The following is an 18,820-nucleotide window of genomic DNA, read 5'->3' on the forward strand; positions in this document are numbered from 1 at the left end:
CACACCATGACCGACCACACGACGCGACGAACGTACCTCAAGACGGCCGCTGCGACCGGCGTCTCCGCCTCCCTCGCGGCGATCGCCGGCTGTCTCGACGGCGCATCGGACGACGAGAACGGCGACGACAGTGACGATCCGGACGAGCCACCGCTCCCGGAGTTTCCGATGGTCGAGGACCCCCCGGACGCGGTCTACCTCCCGACGCACCGCGAATCAATGCGGATGCTCGACCCCATCGAGGCCGGCGACTACACCCTCGCGCCGATGCTCTCCTATCCACACCCCTTCTGGGTCGTCGCCGACGAGGAACTCTCAGAAGAGCAGCCCGAGGACGGAACCGGTGTTCACCTGATGTTCACCGTCTGGGACGCCGAAACGGGCGTCGTGCTTCCGGTCGCCGAGGGATCTGAACTCCGCGTCATGCAGGACGGTGAGGAGGTCGGCTCGCCCCGGATTCCGTGGTCGATGCTCTCCCAGGAGATGGGCTTTCACTTCGGCGACAACGTCTCGCTTCCCGGTGATGGTACCTACACCGTGGAGGTCACGCTTCCTGCACTCGACGTGCAGCTGACGGGCGACCTCGAGGGCACGTTTCAGGAGTCCGAGACGGCGAGCTTCGAGTTCGAGTACGACGACGAGTTCCGCCAGGACGTCGTCGGTGGCGTCGAGTACCTAGACGAAGACGAGTGGGGTGAACCCGGCGCACTCGAACCGATGGACCACGGCGGCCACGATCACGGAGATCACGAGGGCCACGACGATGATGGTGGCCACAGTGGCGACGATAGCCACGGCGATCATGACGGAGACGGTCACAGTGACGATGGCCACGGTGATCATGACGGAGACGGTCACAGTGACGATAGCCACGGCGATCATGGTGACCATGACGGAGCCGATGACCACGGTGAGCATAACGGGGACGACCACCACGGCGACCACGACCACCACGTCCCTTACTCCGAACTGCCGCCCGCCGACCACTATCCGGGAACGCACCTCGAGCCCGACGCGGAGTCGGTCTCCGAGGACGACGAGCTTGCCGAGAGCGGCGACGCCCGGTTCGTGGTCACGCTGTTCGAGTCCGGATCGCGGTTCGTCGACGACGATGAGCGCTACCTCCTCGTCTCGCCGCGAACACCGTACAACCGCGTTCCGCTGCCGGACATGTCTCTGACCGGGGTCGTCGAACGCGACGGCGAGGCGGTCTCCGAGGTCGATCTCGTCCAGACGATCGACGGCGAGTACGATCTCCACTACGGGACCGCCCTCGAGGACGTCGAGGCGGGCGATACGGTCCGGATCGAGATCGACTCGTTCCCGCAGGTGGCTCGCCACCAGGGCTACGAGACTGCGTTCCTCGAAATGCCCGCCGTCGAACTGACCGTTCCTGGAGGTGAGTAATGCCGGGGAGTCGACGCCAGCCGCTTGCACTCCTTGCCGTCGCTCTCTTGGCACTCGCGATCGCGCTCACCGCCATCACTGCACCCGTCGCAGCGGGTGATAATGCTGCCGTGTACACGTTTGATCCGGATGACGTCGAGGCCGAACCTGGCGAGCAGTTCGACGTCGATATCATCTTCTCGAGCCACGGTGACTACGGCGGAGAGGGTGTCGTCGATCTCGCTACGACGGTCGAGTACGACGATGAGGTACTCTCGGTCGTTGGCGTCGAACAGGGTGCATGGCTCGCCGGCGAGGACGCGTCGTCGTCCGGCGCTGAGGGCGATGTCGAGACGACCGTCGAGACCGACTCGGGCACGGTGTCGATCGAGCAGGAGCGTCTCGACGCCCAAGCAGGTGTGACTGGGACTGCGCCGGTCGCGACCCTCACGGTCCAGATCGAGGAGAGTGCTGAGGAGGGCGAGACGACTCTCGAGTTTACCGATAGCGAGGCACACACGACGGCGGGTCAGCAGTTTATCTTTCCCCGGTCGGGGACCGTCGAAATAACTGACGAGTCTGACAGTCTGACCGATTCGGTCCCTGCACTCGGCGCCGCAGCCGCGATCGCCGCGCTTCTTCTCCTCGCGGTGGCGGCCCGGACTACCTCGGCGAAGCGCTAACGAGAGCGTCCTATCCGCGGCTGCTCGACCGCTCTGCACCCGACTGTTGGGCGCGTTCACCCGTCAAGCGCACCGGTCAAGTGCCTCCAGTTCCTATCCGGGATACCGTGAGCGACACTCGAGGCCCTCTCCAGCCGGACCGTCCAGATGTCGACCACCCCTTCGAGGTCGACGCTCCATTCGAGCCCGCCGGCGACCAGCCCGAGGCGATCGAGCAGCTGGCCGACGGCTTCGCCTCGGAGGCTGACAAACAGACTCTGCTCGGCGTGACCGGGTCGGGCAAGACCAACACCGTCTCTTGGGTGCTCGAGGAGGTCCAGAAGCCGACGCTGGTCATCGCCCACAACAAGACGCTGGCGGCCCAGCTCTACGAGGAGTTCCGGAATCTCTTTCCAGACAACGCCGTCGAATACTTCGTCTCCTACTACGACTACTACCAGCCAGAGGCCTACGTCGAGCAGTCGGACACCTACATCGACAAGGACGCCTCGATCAACGACGAGATCGATCGTCTCCGACACTCGGCGACGCGCTCGCTGCTGACCCGCGAGGACGTGATCGTCGTCGCTTCCGTGTCGGCAATCTACGGGCTGGGTGACCCGCGTAACTACGTCGAGATGGCGCTCCGTCTCGAGGTCGGCGAGGATATTGGCCGCGACGAGCTGTTGGCCCAGCTCGTCGACCTGAACTACGAACGCAACGACGTCGACTTCACGCAGGGCACCTTCCGCGTCCGTGGTGACACGATCGAGATATACCCGATGTACGGCCGCTACGCCGTCCGGGTCGAACTCTGGGGTGACGAGATCGATCGTATGGTCAAAGTCGATCCGCTCGAGGGCGAAGCCAAAGGCGAGCAGCAGGCAGTCCTGGTCCACCCAGCAGAGCACTACTCGATCCCCGAGCAAACGCTCGAGGACGCGATGGCCGAGATCCGCTCCGATCTCGACTCCAGGATCTCGTATTTCGAGCGAACGGGCGACCTGCTCGCCGCCCAGCGCATCGAGGAGCGCACCACGTTCGACCTGGAGATGATGGCCGAGACGGGCTACTGTTCGGGCATCGAGAACTACTCCGTCTACCTCTCGGATCGCGAGTCCGGCGAGGCCCCCTACACCCTGCTCGATTACTTCCCCGACGACTTCCTGACCGTCGTCGACGAATCCCACGTCACCTTACCCCAGATCCGGGGGCAGTTCGCCGGCGACAAGTCCCGAAAAGATTCGCTCGTCGAGAACGGCTTTCGCCTCCCGACGGCCTACGACAACCGACCGCTTACGTTCGAGGAGTTCGAGGAGAAGACCGACCAGACGCTGTACGTGTCGGCCACGCCGGGTGACTACGAGCGCGAGGAGTCAGACCGGATCGTCGAGCAGATCGTCCGCCCCACTCACCTCGTCGATCCCGAAATTTCGGTCTCGCCGGCCACCGGGCAGGTCGACGACCTCATGGACCGCATCGACAACCGGATCGAGCGCGACGAGCGCACGCTCGTCACAACGCTCACCAAGCGGATGGCCGAAGACCTCACCGAGTTCCTGGAGGAAGCCGGCGTCGACGTCGCCTACATGCACGACGAGACCGATACTCTGGAGCGCCACGAGATCATCCGGTCGCTCCGACTCGGAGAAATCGACGTCCTCGTCGGCATCAATCTCCTGCGCGAAGGACTCGACATCCCCGAGGTGAGTCTGGTGGCGATTCTAGACGCCGATCAGGAGGGATTCCTCCGGAGCGAGACGACACTCGTCCAGACGATGGGGCGCGCAGCCAGAAACGTCAACGGCGAGGTAATCCTCTACGCCGACGAGCCGTCGTCGGCGATGGAGTCCGCTATTGACGAAACCCGTCGACGCCGGGAGATTCAGCAGGCGTACAACGACGAGCACGGTCTGGAGCCGACGACGATCGAGAAGGAAGTCGGCGAGACGAACCTTCCTGGATCGAAGACCGACACCAGCGAGGTCTCCGGGCACTCGCTCGAAGACGAAGACGAGGCCGCCAGGTACGTCGACGAGCTCGAAACGCGTATGGAGGAGGCCGCGAGCAACCTCGAGTTCGAACTCGCCGCCGACATCCGCGACCGTATCCGCGAAGTCCGAGAGGAGTTCGAGCTGGCTGGCGGTGACGAGGAGGGAGTCGCGCCGCCGACCGAGGAGTTCTGATACCGGATCGACGATCGGCAGGGGCCGACGATCAACAGCGACTCGTTTCTAGCGAGACTCTCTGCCCTACCAGTCGAGACTGCCGCCGCTCTGGTACTCCGTCACCTGCGTCTCGAAGAAGTTCTTCTCCTTGTTTAGGTCGACCTGCTCGGACATCCACGGGAACGGGTTTTCCGTCCCGTACTGGTCCGGGAGGTCGAGTTGTCCGAGTCGCCGGTCTGCGATGTGTTCGACGTATTCGGCGAACTGCCCGGCGCTCATTCCGAGGATATCGTCGGGACACGCCTCGTAGGCGTAGATCTTCTCTAACTCGACGGCCTCGGTGATCAGATCGACCACTTCGTCACCGAACTCGTCGGTCCACACGCCGGGATTCTCCGTCCGAATCTGGTTGATCAGATCGACACCAAAGCCGAGGTGGAGCGACTCGTCGCGCATGATGTACTCGAACTGTTGGCCGACGCCGACCATCTTGTTCTGGCGTTTCAGCCCGAGCATCATGGCGAACCCGGCGTAGAAGAAAATCCCCTCCATGATGACGTAGAAGCCGACGAGGTCGCGGAGGAAGTTCCGCAGGTCCTCGTCGGTCTCGATGCTGAACTCGTCTTTGTCGATTACCCGCGTCAGGTCGACTACGAACTCGTCTTTCTCCTTAATGGAGGGGACGCGGTCGTACATCCCGTAGAGATACTCCGGCTCGAATCCAAGCGAGTCACAGCAGTAAATGAACGTGTCCGTGTGAATCGCCTCCTCGTAGGCCTGTCTGAGGAGGTACTGGCGACACTCGGGCGCCGTGACGTGGTCGTACACCGCCAGAACGATGTTGTTCGCTGTCAGGGACTCGGCCGTCGAGAAGAACCCGAGATTCCACTCGACCAGCTGGCGCTCGGCCTTGGAGAGGGCGTCACCGTTCCACTGGGTGACGTCGTCTTGCATCGCGATCTCCTCGGGAACCCAGTTGTTGTTGACACCGGCTTCGTAGTACTCTCGAGCCCAGTCGTAGTCGATCGGCAGGATCTTGTTCGGATCGTGTTCGGCGTCGGTGTTGATGATCGGCATCGTTGGTATGAGTGAGTGAGCGTTGTTTTGCGCGTTATTGACAGGCGTCGCACGTCGGATCCTCGACTTTGCAGAGATCGCCCTCGTCGGCGGGACGACCGCCATCGGATTTGATCGTCTCCGACGCCGACCCGTCTCGATGCTGTGTCTTGCCGTACTCGGACATGTCCAGCGTTGACTTCTCGATCTGGGACGCGCCGAGGGTCCGGAGGTAGTACGTCGTCTTCAGCCCCAGCTCCCAGGCGGTCTCGTAGACGTCCGTCAGGAGCGAGCCGTCGGTCGACGGGAAGAAGACGTTGTGCGAGACGGACTGGTCGATCCACGTCTGTCGGTGTGCGGTCAGTCGAATCTGGTGGCGCGGATCGATCTCGAACGCCCCGCGGTAGCGGCGTTTTAGCTCGTCCGGAACGATGCCGATCTCCTGAATCGACCCGTCGTGGTACTTGATGCGGTCGATCATCTCGTCATCCCAGAGATCCCGTTTCCGCAGATCCTCGACGAGCTGGTCGTTGATAATCGTGAAATCTCCCGACATGTTCGACTTCACGTAGAGGTTCGAGTACAGGGGCTCGATCGACGGCGTCGTCCCGTTGATCGTCGAGACGGTCGCCGTCGGGGCGATCGCCATCGTGTTCGAGTTCCGCATGCCGTGTTCCGCGACGTATTCGCGGACGACGTACCAGTCGAGCGTCTCCTCGCGTTCGGTCGGAATCTCACGGCCGCGCTCGTCTTCGAGGAGGTCGACGGTATCCTGCGGGAGGAGCCCGCGGTCCCACTTCGACCCCTCGTAGGAGGGGTACGGCTCTCGCTCGGCCGCGAGTTTCGAGGAGTTGAGAATCGCGTGATAGGAGACGAACTCCTGCCAGCGATTGGCTTTCTCGACCGCTTCGTCGGAGTCCATCGGGACCTCCAGTTGCATCAGGGCGTCGTGAAACCCCATCACACCGAGTCCGACGGGTCGGTGTTGCATGTTCGAGTGTTCGGCCTCGTCGGTCGGGTAGAAACAGAGATCGACGACGTTGTCGAGCATCCGCATCGCCGTCTCGATGGTCTCCGCGAGGTGCTCGCGATCGAGCCTCGCGGACGAGTCCGCTCGCTCGGTCTCCGCGGAACTGCGTTCCGCGCTCTCCCCATCCGAAACGTGGGTCGCGAAATTGACGCTCCCCAGGTTACAGACGGCGTGTTCGTCCGCGCTGGTATTGAGGGTAATCTCCGTACAGAGGTTCGAGGAGTGGACCGTCCCGACGTGATCCTGCGGAGAGCGAACGTTGCAGGGATCTTTGAACGTCAGCCACGGGTGGCCCGTCTCGAACAGTCGCGTGAGCATCTTCCGCCAGAGGTCCTCGGCGTCGACGCGCTCGTACTGTCTAAGGTCGCCGTCGTCGGCCTCTTGCTCGTACTCCCGGTAGCGCTCTTCGAACGCCGCTCCGGAGAGGTCGTGGAGATCGGGCACCTCGTCGGGACTGAACAGCGTCCACTGCTCGCCGGCTTCGACGCGCTTCATGAAGAGATCCGGGATCCACGCGGCCGTGTTCATATCCGGCGTGCGGCGACGCTCGTCGCCGGTGTTGCGTTTGAGGTCGGTAAAGGCCGGGAAGTCGAGGTGCCAGCAGGCCAGGTACGCACACGCGGCTCCGCGACGTTTTCCGGAGCGGTTGATCGCCGCCGTGACGTCGTTGCTGATTCGGAGGAACGGAACGATTCCGGTCGACTCCACGCCCGTGCTCTCGATGAGCGCGCCCGCCGATCGGAGGTTCGTCCAGTCGTTGCCGAGCCCGCCGCTCCACTTCGAGAGCTGTGCGTGGTGTTTGTACGCGTCGAAGATGTCCTCGAGGTCGTCCTGTACCGTCGTCAGGTAACACGACGAGAGCTGGGGGTGAGTCGATCCGCTGTGGAATAGCGTCGGCGTCGAGGGCGTAAACTCCAGTTTCGAGAGCACGTCGTAGAACTCCGTCGCCCGCGTCTGCGGATCGTCCTCCTCGACGGCGAGCCCCATCGCGACTCGCATCCAGAACGCCTGCGGGAGTTCGAGATGCTCTCCGTTCTGCTCGGTCTTGAGAAAGTACCGCTGATACAGCGTCTCGATCGCCATATACTCGAACTTTCGGTCGCGGTCGAGGTCGAGGTAGTCGGCGAGATCGGCGAGGTCGAATCGCTCGGTGAGGCGCTCGTCTATGAGGTCGAGATCGACGGCTCGTTCGAGGTTCGTGACGAACGTCTCGCGATACGCGCGATCGAGGTCGAACCCGGTCAGGTCCTCCCCGAGTATCTCGCGGTAGTATCGCTGCCGGAAGACCCCGGCGGCGACGCGTTTGAGCGCCGGCTCGGTCTCGACGCGCGCAGTCAGTGCCTGAATAACAGCCTGGTAGATCTCGTCGGTGGAGGCTCCGTCGTAGCAGTTGCGCTCGATTTCGGTGACCAGCTCGTCCCAGTCTGCTGTGGTGAGGCTCGTCTCGATGTCTGTACGTGCTCGGTCGATGATCGACCGGATATCCGGCGTCGTCGTCATGGATTGGTGGCTCATGTGTGGGTATCTGTTGGCTACTGTTGCTGGTCGAACTCGTCGACCTCGGCATCGAGGACTGCATCAAGTTCGCGACGGAACGCTTCGGGTTCGGAGAAGGCTCTGTAGACCGAGACGAAGCGGATGTATGCGACTTTGTCGACGTCGCGCAACCGCTCGGAGACGAGTTCGCCGACGAGACTCGACGAAACGATTCGCGTCTCTCGGTTCTGAAGTGCGCGCTCGATGTCGTCGACGAGGCTCGTCACCGTTTCCTCGGACACGTTACGCTTCTCTACGGCCCGCTCGATCCCCGCACGAAGTTTCGTACAGGTGAACGGTTCGATGGTTCCGTCGCGTTTTTTCACCTGAAGGGAGTCCCACTCCGGACGTTCGTAGGTCGTAACGCGAAACGAACATCGGTGACACTCCCGGCGCCGTCGGACGGAGGTTCCGTCGGCGCTTGGCTCGGTATCGATGACGCGCGTTCGCTTGTCCCCGCAGTCCGGGCAGTCCATAGTTGTCACTCGGTGACCCTCCAGCGTTGGAACCCCATATCTGGGGTCTCTCGGTTTCAGCTGCAATATCTGGTGCCAGCGGTACCCACATAAAACCTTCCCAACTAGATTGATGTAGAACAAGCACACTTGTTTTAGTCGGGACGAAGTCCGTACACGGCCCGCCTTGCAGGGCCATTCGGTGTCTCTCACTGTTCGGACCCGTGCGCTATTTTGCGCCAGCTACGCGGTCGGCAACGAACTCCGGCGGCGACAAGACTATGTGTGGGTGTACCATGGTCAGAACTGCATCGCCATGAAACCGTGTCAAAACTGTCAGGCGGTCATCGACGAGTACACCCTGGACAAACAACTCGAACCCCTGCGCGAACTCACGGTCGACGACTTCAACGTCTGTGCGGACTGTGCCACCGTCGTCTCCGGCGCCTGCGTGGAGTGTGACGGGGCGGTCTACGTTCCCCGGGGCCGTACCGAGACGCCGGACTACTGCCCGGCCTGTCGCTCCGGCCACATCGAACAGACCGGCCAGGATCCCGGCTGGAACGGCGAACTGACCTCCGTTTGAGGCGCTGTCCGGCGGCGCCCGCCCGGTGTCGTTTCTGTCGCTCCTTCGAACCTGCAGCTCACTCCTCGTCCGAGAGCGCCCGCTCGCGGAGGCGCTCGCCCTCCTCGCTCTCGACGGTAAGTTCGGGAACCTCGACCGGTGTCCCCTCCTCGTCGATGGCGACGAACGTAAACGTCGACTCCGTCGTCTTCTCCGTCTCGCCAGTGCGTGGATCCTCTCGCCAGGCACGCAGCGCGACCTTGACGCTGGTCCGGCCCGCCTCGTAGACGTACGACTCGACTAACGCGATCTCGCCGATCGGGACCGGCCGGACGAACGCGAGATCGGTTACCTGCGCGGTGACGCAGGTCTGGCCCGTAAATCGCACCGCCGACATCGCGCCGATCTCGTCTAGCCACTTCATTAGGTTCCCACCGTGGAGCGTCCCGTGGTTGTTGGCGTGGTGAGGTTGGATCGAGAAGCGGTTCTGGATGTGCGTGTCGAGTAGCGTCGGCATACGCCGTGATTCGTGCCAGGGATGAAGAATCCTCGGTGATTCGGGCTGGCTGCCACTCGCTCAGATCGTTGTGCCCTCGGCACCGGTCACGACGACACCGCGTTCACTCTCGATCGTTGCGCTGGCGTTAAGCGCGATGAGGCCGAAGCCGACTTTCGTCACCAGATCGAGGTACATGACCAGCATCACGTCGACGCTCGGGGTTAATACCGCGACGCCAGACGGGCCGAGCAACCAGATAATCGGGTAGATCGACCACAGAACGACGGTCAGGTTTCGCAGGCTCGTAAAGACGGACGTGATCGCGTCGGCTTGCTCGTTGGCACGCTCGGTCACTGGGCCGAGCAGGAGGTACAGTAAGCCGACGTACGCGATCGATGCCAGCCCAAACAGGCCGAACCGCTCAACCCCCGTGAGCAACGACCCTCCAAAGCCAAGGACCATCACAACTGTGTTCAGCCCGATAACGAGCGCATACTCCTGGCGCTCAAGGCCGACGAGCATCCCTAGAAAGATCAGCAACAGCGGCGTCGTCAGGATCCAGTCGATATATCGCGGTGTGAAGATCGTTCGTCCGTCGACTGTCACCCAACCGATCTCCATCGCCATCGTCGCGTACGCCACTGCCGCGATACCGCTGATCCCGACCAGAACGACGTAGTACTGTCGGTACTCCTCGTCGGCTGCCAGCCCAGTCCAGGCGAACGCTGCGGTCCCCGCTGTCATCCCCAGCATCCCGATCCAGAACCAGTTCGTCAGTTCGATCACGCGTGTCCACCTCCGGCTGCCGGCGTCGCTTGTCCGTTGACGTCAACCGCCACCTCAATCTCTTCGAGCGCCTCGAGCAGCGTTTCGGCGTCTGCAGCCAGCTCGTCGACGCGTCCGAAGACGTTACGCACCGACGCTGTCTGCCCTTCGGCTGCCGTGACGACTCCTGTCGCCTCGGTTGCGGTCCGGTCGGAGATGTCGGCGACGTCTTCGACCATCGTGAACACGTCCTGTACCGACTCAGCCTGCTCGTTCGTCGAGGTGTTGATCGCCTGGATCCCATCGTTTACGTCCTCGACAATGTCGACCATCTGGTCGAACGCGGTGACGGTCTCCTCGACTGTGTCGACGCCGTGGGAGATCTGTGTACTCGTCTCCCGAATATCCGTCGCCGTGGTCTCACTTTTGTCTTCGATGCCCGCCAGTATCTCCTCGATCTCGGTGGTCGCCTCCTTGGTCTCCTCAGCCAGCGACTTGACCTCGTTTGCGACGACGGCGAACCCCTCGCCGCCGTCTCGCGACCGTGACGCTTCGATCGAGGCGTTGACCGCGAGGATGTTCGTCTGCTCTGCGATGTCGGCGATCATCTCCGTCGCCGATTCGATCTCTTCGATCTCTGCAGAGAGCTGCTCGACCGCCTCGACGGCTGCTTCGGTCTGAGCTTCGATAGCCTTCATCTCCTCGATCGCCTCCTGTGCCGTCTCGAGTCCGGCCTCCGAGGTCCGTTCGGCTTCGGTCGAGCGCTCGGCGAGGGCGTCGGCGCTATCTGCTACTTCCTGCGTTCGCGCTGAAATATCATTCATCTCTCTGGCGATCGAACTAATTCTCTCAGTCTGCTTATCCGCGCCGTCGGAAATCTCCCGTATTGTGTCGCTGACGTCTGTGCTCGCGTCGAGAACGTCTTCGCCGTTTTCCCGAACCTGTTTGCTCGTCATCGTGACGTCCTCGGCGAACCACTCGATTCTCGCGACCAGCGCCTCGATATCTTCGATCATCTCGTTGAACGAGGTAGCGATCGACACCATCGCGCTGGTCTCGCTTTGCGGTTCGAGCCGGCGGGTGAAATCGCCTGCTGCACAGTCTGCCATCACAGCTTCGAACCGCTTTGCGTCGGCCTCGAGATCGCTGTTGACCGCTTCGAGCCGGTTTCGTTCCGCTTCTGCCTCTTCACGGGCTGACTCAGCACGCGTCGCCTCTGCTTCGGCTTTCTCGCGGGCCGCTTCGACCTCTTCGATCGACTCCTGAAGCGACTGGCGCATCTCGTCGAACGCCTCGTAGAGGCGACCGATCTCGTCGTCTCGTCGCGTCTCGAGTTCGACATCGAGATCGCCCTCTGCCATGGTGCTTGTTGCCCGGACGAGCGAGGACAGTGATGCCGCGGTGTTACCACCGATCGTCGCGGCGACCAGCCCCAGGTTGATCATCGTCAGAACGATCAGTCCCAGGACTGCCGAGGTTGCCACCTCACCGACTGCCTCTGAGTCACCCGATTCGAGCGCCGACTGCAACTCGAGATACACGCCGCCGCCGAACAATAGTGTGATCCCAACGACTAGACCGAAAACTGCCCCTAATCTTGCCGTGTAGCTCCGCCGTACGTACGACGGAAGGAGCGTCTGTGCGATATTCACACCTCTATATCAAATAGTTTCATGTAAAGTATGACGCCTTCCCTGTTAGGATATTTGTTACGTCTAACTGAACCACTCTGTCCCTCGACCGAATGCGTTGTGCCTTACTGGGACGTTCGTCCAACTTCCGCGAGGAGACGAGCGAGATGGATACGGTCGCTGGTCCCAGCTTGCATCTCGAACTCGATGTTAGCCGCGAGTCGGTGAAGTCGGGCGAGTTCGTCTCCGTGGTAGCGTTTTCTCGCCACGTCGAGCAGCGCGTCGAGGATCTCCTGTCCGTCTAATCCGTCGTCGACGAGCAGGTCGTCGAGCGTCTTTCGTGCGTCGGTAAACGAGCCCTTCTCGGCGTCGTCGACCATTTCCTCGACGATTTCGTCTCGCCCAACCGATCCGATGGTCTCGTAGGCGGCACCCATCGTGATCTCACCTTCGCCCTCGGCGGTAGTCTGGGCCGCCAGAATCGCCGTCCGAAGGTTTCCGTCGGCATAGCCCGCGACGAACTCGAGTCCCTCTTGCTCGTAGTCGACGCCCTCCGCCTCGACGATCCGCGAGAGCACCGCGACGGTCTCGTCACTTGTCGGGGCACGCATCGAGACGGGGAAACACCGCGACCGGATCGGCGGGATCAGCTTCGTCGGCTGCCGGGTCGCGATCACGAACTGCGTCGTCCGGTGGTGTTGTTCCATGATCCGACGCAGCGCCTGCTGGAAGTCCTCCCGGATATCCTCGGCGTTGTCCAGCAGGATCGTTTTGTACGACCCCGACACCGGCGCATAGCTGGCCGACTCCTTCAGTACCCGATTGATCATATCCCGTTTCGAGAGCGACGACCGACCGACCAGAAAGCCCTCGAACCGTGGGTCGTTCTTGATCTCGGTTTTCGTCCGGCCGAAGAAGTCGGCGACGTTGATCTCGATCAGGTCGTTCTCCGGGTCGGCGTGGGCCTCGCGAGCCAGCGCACGCGCCGCGGCCGTCTTGCCGCTTCCCGGTGGCCCCTGCAACAACAGGTTGATCGGCTCCTCGCTCGCGCGTTCTAGGTACCGCCGGGCGTCGTCCTGTGGCAACTCCTCGATCACGGGTGCGTAGGTCTCGGTCCACAGCGGCGCGTCCATCGCCGACGCGTAGGTGCGGATCGCGTAAGAATCGGTCGGTTCAGACGGCGTCTGGTCGTCCCATTACTCCGCCTAGTTGTCTGCCTCTGTAGCCTCCTCGCCGTCGGCCTCACCGTCGTCGGTTTCCGCTTCGTCCTCGTCACCGTCACCTTCGTCTTCCTCACCGCCGTCGTCGTCCTCCTCGATCTCCGGCTCGTCACCGACCGGCCCCTCCGCCACCTCGGCGAGCGTGAACGGGACCTTGAGGAGGCCGCCGTCGTCGGCCTCGACCACGGTCGCGTTCTCCGGCTCGTGGACGTCACCTCCGTAGAGTACCGCAACCAGCTCTTCGTCGGCATCGACGGGTTCCTCGAACTCGATCGGGATCGACTCGTTGTCACCAGCCTCGAGTTGCTCGCTTACCCCCAGCGGATCGACAGCCGCTGTCTCGTTCTCTGCGTTGCCGTCATCCGCCCGCTCTACCGCGACGAACCCATCTCCCGGAAGGGACGCACTCGCTGTCACGCCGCTCTCGTTGCCGTCGACCACCGCGAGCGCGGGCGTGCCGGCGAATTCGACGTCGACCGTGGTCAGTGCCCCGTCGCTGACCGTGAAGACGCCGACCGTCTGCGATCCGGGCGCGAGGGTTCCCGGCTCAACCTCGAATGTTACCTCCTGTGAGGAGCCGGTCTCGAGATCGACGAGCTGGCGCTCGACGACTGTTCCGTCGACGCGGAGATCAACGTGTTGCTGGTCGGTCCGGTCAGTCGGATTCGACACGTCAGCGGTGACGGTGACCGACTCGTTAGTCGTCGCGCTCGCCGGCACTGACAACGCCTCGACGTCGAAGGAGTCGACCACCGCTCCTTCTTCACTCGTCACGGTGGCGGTGTCGCTGACCGGGTGGCCGTCCGCGAGGTACGGACGGTCCGACTCGTCCTCTTGCTCGTCGCCGACGTACGTTTCGTCCTCGGTCGTATCCTGGTACACCGTCGCCGTGAGCTGCCCGTACAGTTCGCCCTCGTACTCTTCGTCGGCCTCGATGGTGACGTTTTCGTGACTCCCCTCTCCCATGTACTCAGAGGTAGCGATTGTCGACCCTGATCCGTCCTCGATGACGACGAATCCTCCGTCGGAGAGCGAGACCGCGTCGACGGTGACGGCGCTGCCGTTTCCGTGCTGGTCTTCGAACTCGATCGATGCCGTCGGCTCTTCGTCGACGCCGAACAGCGACGGCGACTGTCCGACGACCACACCGGCCGCGAGGACGATCGCGACGGCGATCAGTACCGCCACGATCCGTTTTCCGGTCCGTAGTCGCGAGCTCATTTGTCTATCTGGAAGCTGTACTCGGATCGGTCCGTGGCGATGTAAAACGCACACTCCGTTCTCGGCGGCGGGGAATCGGTAGGAAGCCCGGTGGTAGTGGTAGTCTCTGCTTACCGTCTCGTCGGCCCCGCCAGCGCGCGCGTCTGGTCGCCGTGACCGCCTTTCGAAGCCGGTTTACCCGCGGCCCGCCCACGTTCGGCTGATGACCCTCCGCGTGACGTTTCTCGGCACAGCCGGGGCGGTCCCCACGCCAGCGCGCAATCCGAGCAGTCTCTTCGTCGCTCGCGAGGGCGACCAGTTGCTGTTCGACGCCGGCGAAGGGACCCAGCGCCAGCTGATGCGCTTTCGGACCGGCTTTGCGATCTCGCAGCTGTTCGTCACGCACTGCCACGGCGACCACGTTCTTGGCATTCCCGGTTTGCTCCAGACGATGGACTTCAACGACCGCGAGCAACCCCTCTCGATCCACTGTCCAACGGGAACTCGCCGGCAGATTCGCTCGCTCGTCACGCTCCTCGGGAACCGACCTTCGTTTCCCGTCCACGTCAACGAAGTCGGCGACGGCGACGTCGCCTACCGCGCCGACGAGTACGAGGTTCGGGCGTTTGCGACCGACCACGACACCCGATCCGTCGGCTACGCGTTGGTTGAGGACGACCGGAAGGGCCGCTTCGACCGCGAGCACGCCGAGGAACTCGGCGTCCCGGTCGGCCCGAAGTTCTCAAAACTGCACGAGGGCGAGCCCGTCGAACTCGAGGACGGTACCGTCGTCCGCCCCGAGCAGGTCGTCGGCGAGCCCCGACCCGGCCGCTCGCTGGTCTACACCGGCGACACCCGCCCGACGGCTGCGGCGGTCGAGGTCGCGGAATCGCCCGATCTGCTGATTCACGACGCCACCTTCGCCGAGGACCGCGCGGATCGGGCCACCGAGACGGCCCACTCGACGGCCCGACAGGCCGCCGAGATCGCCCGCCGGGCAGGCGCCGACCGGCTCGCACTGATGCACGTCTCCTCCCGATACGCGGGCGACGTCTCCGCCCATTTGGCGGAGGCCCGTGAGGTGTTCGGCGCGGAGGGAGAAGATGGTAGCGGGGAGGCGGTGTTCGTCCCCGAGGACGGCCAGCGCGTCGAACTGGCGTATCCCGACGGCTGAGGTGTGGGCACCGCGAGCGGAGCGTCCGCATTCTCTAGAGGTGCGGCCGCGTCGCATTTATTGTCGTCTCGTCCCTACACCCCTCCGTGCACACGCGAACGAGCGCGTTGGACGCGGTCGTCTTCGGCGTCGACGTCCAGAGCGGCGACGTCCGCGGGGACACGCCTTCCTACGCCCTGGTGCGTTACGACGGTGAGGTCGTCGATCGGGACGTCGTCTCGGGGCGCAAGCTCCGGCGGCTGATCGAAGACGAGACGCCCGCCATCGTCGCGACGGACAACATGTACGAGCTGGCGGCGGACAAGGACGCTCTCGTCCGGTTTCTGGGCTCGCTGCCCGACGAGACGATGCTCGTCCAGGTCACCGGCGACGAGCAGCCAGAACCCCTCTCCCGGGTCGCAAAGCGCCACGGCATCCCCTACGGCAAGGAACCGATGCAGGAAGCCGAGGCCGCCGCCCGCCTCGCAGCTCACAACGTCGGCTACGAGGTCTCGGCATTTACCGATACGACCACGGTCAAAGTCTCGCGGGGACGCTCGACCGGGGGCGGCGGCTGGAGCGAGGACCGCTACACCCGCCGTATTCACGGCTCCGTGAAGAAGCGCGCTCGCGAGGTCGAGTCCGAACTCGGCGCCGCGAATCTTGACTACGAGCGGGAGGTCCGGGAGGCCTACGGCGGCTTCGCGAACGCCGTCTTCACCGTCGAGAGCCGGCCACAGGATATCCCCGTCTCCCGAAATCGGTCTGGCGACGTCCGCGTCGAAATCGAGCGCGAACGCCGCGACGGCATCGAGTTCCGCCCGCTCGCCAAGCGCCGCGATCACGTCGTCGTCGGCATCGACCCCGGAACCACCACCGCGGCCGCGATCGTCGGTCTGGAGGGCGAGGTGTTAGACGTCTGGAGTTCGCGCACGAGCGACACCGCCGACGTGATCGAGTGGCTGGTCGAGCGCGGTCGGCCGATCGTCGTCGCCGCGGACGTGACGCCGATGCCCGAAACGGTCGAAAAGTTCCGCCGGAGCTTCGACGCCGCCGGCTGGACGCCCGAGCGCGATCTACCGATCGACGAGAAACAACACCGTACGCGCGAGTATCAGTACGATAACGACCACCAGCGCGATGCATTGGCCGCCGCGCTCTACGCCCGTGACGCCCACGAAGACCAGTTCGAGCGCATCGCCGCCAAACTGCCGCCGGGGATCGACCGCGGAGAGGTCACCGCACGGGTCGTCGCCGGCGAGGAAAGCGTCGAGGCCGTCCTCACCGATCTGACCGACGAGGACGAACCCGAAGAGGAGTCGACCGATCACGAGCCCCGCGAACTCTCCGCCGAGGAAAAGCGGATCAACTCCTTAGAGCGGCAGGTCGAGCGCCTTCAGTCCCACGTCGAGACCTTAGAGGAGCGCGTCGAGACGAAAGACGAGCGAATCGCCGATCTGGAGGCCGAACTCGCCGTCTCGAAGCGCGAGGAGCGCCGACAGGTGTTGAAAGAACGGGAGGTAACCCGCCTCGAGGAGCGCGCCGACCGTCTGGAAGACGAGCGCGACGATGCCCGCGAGGCGGTCGCGGCCCTCGAGACGAAAGTCGAGCGGATGAAGGCCCTCTGGAAGCTCGACCACTCGAACTTCAGCGATGTTTCCGCGAAGAAAGAGGGGCTCGTCCCGGTGAAGGTCGTCGAGCAGTTCACCAAGGGTGCGATCCGCGAGGCAGACGATCAGTACGGGATCGCCGAAGAGGACGTCGTCTTCCTCCGGGACGCAAGCGGTGCTGGGACGTCGACCGCGAAACTGCTCGCCTCGTTCGGGCCACGAGTCATCCTCAAACAGGGTGGTCTCTCCGACGCTGCCGACCGCATCCTCTTCGAGCACGAGATTCCGGTCGGTCCTGCCGACGACGTCGCCATGCAGGAGGTCGACGAACTGGCCGTCGCCCGCGAGGAAGACGTCGAGGCCGTCATCGACGACTGGCACGAGCGCGCCCGCGTTCGGCGCCGGGATCAGAAGGCATCGATGGTCGACCGTCTCATCAGTGAACATCGGGCCGGCGATAACGAGGCCTAAGTTAGCGCGCGCTCACCCCGGCAACGGCTGCGCACATCCTTATCACCGTCCGTGTGGTGGGGGACTCGCATGACAACGTTCGTTGTCGGCACGGATACGCCAGAGGCGAGCGAACACCTGTGTGACTACCTCGAGGAAGTCGCCAGCGACAGCGACGCCGTTCACGTCGTTCATGCCCAACCGAGCCGCGACGCCAAGCGCATTCAAACTGGCAGGCGAGCGCTCAAGACCGTCGAAAAGCGACTCGAGAAGCGACTCTCCGTCGAAACCCACGAGTTCCAGCGGGGTAACGACCCTTCCGACGAGGTTCTCGCGCTTGCAGACGAAGTAGACGCCGATACGATCGTGATCGGGCTCCGACGACACTCGTTTACCGAACGAATCATCGGCGGGAGCACGGGTCGAAGCATTTTGATGCACACCGAGCGACCGGTCGTCTCCGTCCCTGTTCCGACCTGAGTGAGGGGGCCCTCGCTCTCAGGACTCTCAGAACATGCCCCAGGCCTGGAGCATCCCGCTGACGAGCCCTTTGACGACCAGCGCCAGGCCGGCGAGCACGAGCGCGATGCCGGCCGCGATGAGGGGATTCTGCCACGCGACGAGGGCGACGCCAGCGATCACGAGAACGAGACCCACGGCGCCGACCGCTCCGAGTTTCTTGAGCATACGGGCCGTCCTCAGGCAAGCGAAATAAACCACGTGGTTCAGCCGATGCCACGCAACCGGCGTCTGGCGGTTCCGAACGGCGGATTGAAAAAAGATTAAACGCTTCGAACGCGAACCACGGTCCATGAGCGACGACGAGGGCGGTCGCAAGAATCTCCGAATGCCCGACGACGACGAAGTCTTCGCAACCGTCACCAACATGCTTGGGGCGAACCGCGTCAAAGTGCGCTGTGCGGACGGCACCGAACGCACCGCTCGCATCCCCGGCAAGATGCAAAAGCGCGTCTGGATCCGCGAAGACGACGTCGTACTCGTCTCTCCGTGGGACTGGCAAGACGAGAAGGCCGACATCACCTGGCGCTACGAGAAGTCGGATGCAGATCAGCTCCGGCGGGAAGGCCACATTCAGTAAAACGAAATTTTGTTCTGCGGTCTGCGACGGCGACGGCAGCGTAGCTGCCGCACGCCGTCGCGTCCCTCGACAAAATTTCGATCAAAAGCACTCCTCCTTCCCTTCCACTCGCTACGCTCGTTCCAGGTCAGTCGTCGGCCCGAGCGCTCCGCGCTCGGTGAACGGCGTCACTCGGGTTCTTCGAACCGCTCGCTCGCCGAGAGGACGTGGAGTCTCGTAGTCCACTTCCCACGAGGTTGGTTACGGATTCCTCGATTGTGAACTGACTGGTACGTACGTGTGCGAGTTGAACACGAGCATTCGCGCGAACGAGCGGTCCGAAGGACCCGGTAGTG

Annotated in this window: 17 protein-coding genes; 8 read left to right on the forward strand and 9 right to left on the reverse strand. The window is 63.3% G+C overall.

What is annotated here, in order from left to right; all coding sequences use genetic code 11:
* The first annotated feature begins 6 nt into the window (after positions 1-6).
* The 3 genes from OB905_08775 (at position 7) to uvrB (ending at position 4,234) form a co-directional block, all read left to right on the forward strand.
* The gene (locus OB905_08775; GenBank protein MCU4926078.1) at positions 7-1,407 is read left to right on the forward strand and encodes a hypothetical protein; all 1,401 of its coding nucleotides are present in this window, start codon (positions 7-9) and stop codon (positions 1,405-1,407) included.
* The gene (locus OB905_08780; protein MCU4926079.1) at positions 1,407-2,069 is read left to right on the forward strand and encodes a cohesin domain-containing protein; all 663 of its coding nucleotides are present in this window, start codon (positions 1,407-1,409) and stop codon (positions 2,067-2,069) included. The genes OB905_08775 and OB905_08780 overlap by 1 nt, the downstream gene beginning before the upstream one ends.
* Before the next feature lie 107 nt (positions 2,070-2,176).
* Positions 2,177-4,234, forward strand: coding sequence for an excinuclease ABC subunit UvrB (gene uvrB / locus OB905_08785; protein ID MCU4926080.1), 2,058 nt, complete (start codon positions 2,177-2,179; stop codon positions 4,232-4,234).
* Positions 4,235-4,300: 66 nt separating this feature from the next.
* On the opposite strand, the gene OB905_08790 is transcribed toward uvrB, so the two are convergent.
* Genes OB905_08790 through nrdR form a run of 3 tightly spaced genes read right to left on the reverse strand, consistent with a single transcriptional unit; the run spans position 4,301 to position 8,314 of the window.
* Positions 4,301-5,293, reverse strand: coding sequence for a ribonucleotide-diphosphate reductase subunit beta (locus OB905_08790; protein MCU4926081.1), 993 nt, complete (start codon positions 5,291-5,293; stop codon positions 4,301-4,303).
* Positions 5,294-5,327: 34 nt separating this feature from the next.
* Complete coding sequence (locus OB905_08795; protein ID MCU4926082.1) at positions 5,328-7,817, reverse strand: ribonucleoside-diphosphate reductase subunit alpha; 2,490 nt, start codon at positions 7,815-7,817, stop codon at positions 5,328-5,330.
* A 17-nt stretch (positions 7,818-7,834) separates the two neighbouring features.
* On the reverse strand, positions 7,835-8,314 hold the full coding sequence (gene nrdR, locus OB905_08800) for a transcriptional regulator NrdR (GenBank protein ID MCU4926083.1): 480 nt from the start codon (positions 8,312-8,314) through the stop codon (positions 7,835-7,837).
* A 295-nt stretch (positions 8,315-8,609) separates the two neighbouring features.
* Here nrdR and OB905_08805 point away from each other — a divergent pair, with 295 nt between their 5' ends.
* Positions 8,610-8,879, forward strand: a complete 270-nt coding sequence (locus OB905_08805; protein MCU4926084.1) for a hypothetical protein — start codon at positions 8,610-8,612, stop codon at positions 8,877-8,879.
* Between the two features lie 58 nt (positions 8,880-8,937).
* Here OB905_08805 and OB905_08810 read toward each other — a convergent pair whose 3' ends face one another.
* The 5 genes from OB905_08810 to OB905_08830 all read right to left on the reverse strand — a co-directional run bounded on the left by OB905_08810 (position 8,938) and on the right by OB905_08830 (position 14,194).
* The gene (locus OB905_08810) at positions 8,938-9,375 is read right to left on the reverse strand and encodes an acyl-CoA thioesterase (protein ID MCU4926085.1); all 438 of its coding nucleotides are present in this window, start codon (positions 9,373-9,375) and stop codon (positions 8,938-8,940) included.
* A 60-nt stretch (positions 9,376-9,435) separates the two neighbouring features.
* Positions 9,436-10,143: a bacteriorhodopsin gene (locus OB905_08815; GenBank protein ID MCU4926086.1), complete on the reverse strand. Its 708-nt coding sequence runs from the start codon at positions 10,141-10,143 to the stop codon at positions 9,436-9,438.
* On the reverse strand, positions 10,140-11,774 hold the full coding sequence (locus OB905_08820) for a sensory rhodopsin II transducer (protein ID MCU4926087.1): 1,635 nt from the start codon (positions 11,772-11,774) through the stop codon (positions 10,140-10,142). Before OB905_08820 ends, OB905_08815 begins: the two co-directional genes overlap by 4 nt.
* 104 nt (positions 11,775-11,878) lie before the next feature.
* Positions 11,879-12,886, reverse strand: coding sequence for an AAA family ATPase (locus tag OB905_08825; protein MCU4926088.1), 1,008 nt, complete (start codon positions 12,884-12,886; stop codon positions 11,879-11,881).
* A gap of 72 nt (positions 12,887-12,958) precedes the next feature.
* The gene (locus OB905_08830) at positions 12,959-14,194 is read right to left on the reverse strand and encodes a DUF4179 domain-containing protein (GenBank protein ID MCU4926089.1); all 1,236 of its coding nucleotides are present in this window, start codon (positions 14,192-14,194) and stop codon (positions 12,959-12,961) included.
* 202 nt (positions 14,195-14,396) lie between these two features.
* Here OB905_08830 and rnz point away from each other — a divergent pair, with 202 nt between their 5' ends.
* The 3 genes from rnz to OB905_08845 all read left to right on the forward strand — a co-directional run bounded on the left by rnz (position 14,397) and on the right by OB905_08845 (position 17,866).
* Positions 14,397-15,347 carry a ribonuclease Z gene (rnz, locus tag OB905_08835; protein MCU4926090.1) on the forward strand — a complete coding sequence of 317 codons (951 nt, stop codon included), beginning with the start codon at positions 14,397-14,399 and terminating at the stop codon, positions 15,345-15,347.
* 86 nt (positions 15,348-15,433) lie between these two features.
* Positions 15,434-17,407, forward strand: coding sequence for a DUF460 domain-containing protein (locus OB905_08840; GenBank protein ID MCU4926091.1), 1,974 nt, complete (start codon positions 15,434-15,436; stop codon positions 17,405-17,407).
* A gap of 69 nt (positions 17,408-17,476) precedes the next feature.
* The gene (locus OB905_08845) at positions 17,477-17,866 is read left to right on the forward strand and encodes a universal stress protein (protein MCU4926092.1); all 390 of its coding nucleotides are present in this window, start codon (positions 17,477-17,479) and stop codon (positions 17,864-17,866) included.
* 27 nt (positions 17,867-17,893) lie between these two features.
* On the opposite strand, the gene OB905_08850 is transcribed toward OB905_08845, so the two are convergent.
* Positions 17,894-18,073, reverse strand: a complete 180-nt coding sequence (locus OB905_08850) for a hypothetical protein (protein ID MCU4926093.1) — start codon at positions 18,071-18,073, stop codon at positions 17,894-17,896.
* Between the two features lie 124 nt (positions 18,074-18,197).
* Here OB905_08850 and eif1A point away from each other — a divergent pair, with 124 nt between their 5' ends.
* Positions 18,198-18,485 carry a translation initiation factor eIF-1A gene (gene eif1A, locus OB905_08855; protein MCU4926094.1) on the forward strand — a complete coding sequence of 96 codons (288 nt, stop codon included), beginning with the start codon at positions 18,198-18,200 and terminating at the stop codon, positions 18,483-18,485.
* The last annotated feature ends 335 nt before the right edge of the window (positions 18,486-18,820 follow it).

It is taken from the genome of Halobacteria archaeon AArc-dxtr1 (assembly GCA_025517425.1).
Lineage (GTDB): Archaea > Halobacteriota > Halobacteria > Halobacteriales > Natrialbaceae > Halostagnicola.

What these genes read in the sequence shown, in the direction of transcription:
- OB905_08775 (MCU4926078.1), top strand. Translation starts at nt 7, where the DNA reads ATGACCGACCACACGACGCGACGAACGTACCTCAAGACGGCCGCTGCG.
- OB905_08780 (MCU4926079.1), top strand. Translation starts at nt 1,407, where the DNA reads ATGCCGGGGAGTCGACGCCAGCCGCTTGCACTCCTTGCCGTCGCTCTC.
- OB905_08790 (MCU4926081.1), bottom strand. Translation starts at nt 5,293, where the DNA reads ATGCCGATCATCAACACCGACGCCGAACACGATCCGAACAAGATCCTG.
- OB905_08795 (MCU4926082.1), bottom strand. Translation starts at nt 7,817, where the DNA reads ATGAGCCACCAATCCATGACGACGACGCCGGATATCCGGTCGATCATC.
- nrdR (MCU4926083.1), bottom strand. Translation starts at nt 8,314, where the DNA reads ATGGACTGCCCGGACTGCGGGGACAAGCGAACGCGCGTCATCGATACC.
- OB905_08805 (MCU4926084.1), top strand. Translation starts at nt 8,610, where the DNA reads ATGAAACCGTGTCAAAACTGTCAGGCGGTCATCGACGAGTACACCCTG.
- OB905_08810 (MCU4926085.1), bottom strand. Translation starts at nt 9,375, where the DNA reads ATGCCGACGCTACTCGACACGCACATCCAGAACCGCTTCTCGATCCAA.
- OB905_08825 (MCU4926088.1), bottom strand. Translation starts at nt 12,886, where the DNA reads ATGGACGCGCCGCTGTGGACCGAGACCTACGCACCCGTGATCGAGGAG.
- OB905_08830 (MCU4926089.1), bottom strand. Translation starts at nt 14,194, where the DNA reads ATGAGCTCGCGACTACGGACCGGAAAACGGATCGTGGCGGTACTGATC.
- rnz (MCU4926090.1), top strand. Translation starts at nt 14,397, where the DNA reads ATGACCCTCCGCGTGACGTTTCTCGGCACAGCCGGGGCGGTCCCCACG.
- OB905_08845 (MCU4926092.1), top strand. Translation starts at nt 17,477, where the DNA reads ATGACAACGTTCGTTGTCGGCACGGATACGCCAGAGGCGAGCGAACAC.
- OB905_08850 (MCU4926093.1), bottom strand. Translation starts at nt 18,073, where the DNA reads ATGCTCAAGAAACTCGGAGCGGTCGGCGCCGTGGGTCTCGTTCTCGTG.
- eif1A (MCU4926094.1), top strand. Translation starts at nt 18,198, where the DNA reads ATGAGCGACGACGAGGGCGGTCGCAAGAATCTCCGAATGCCCGACGAC.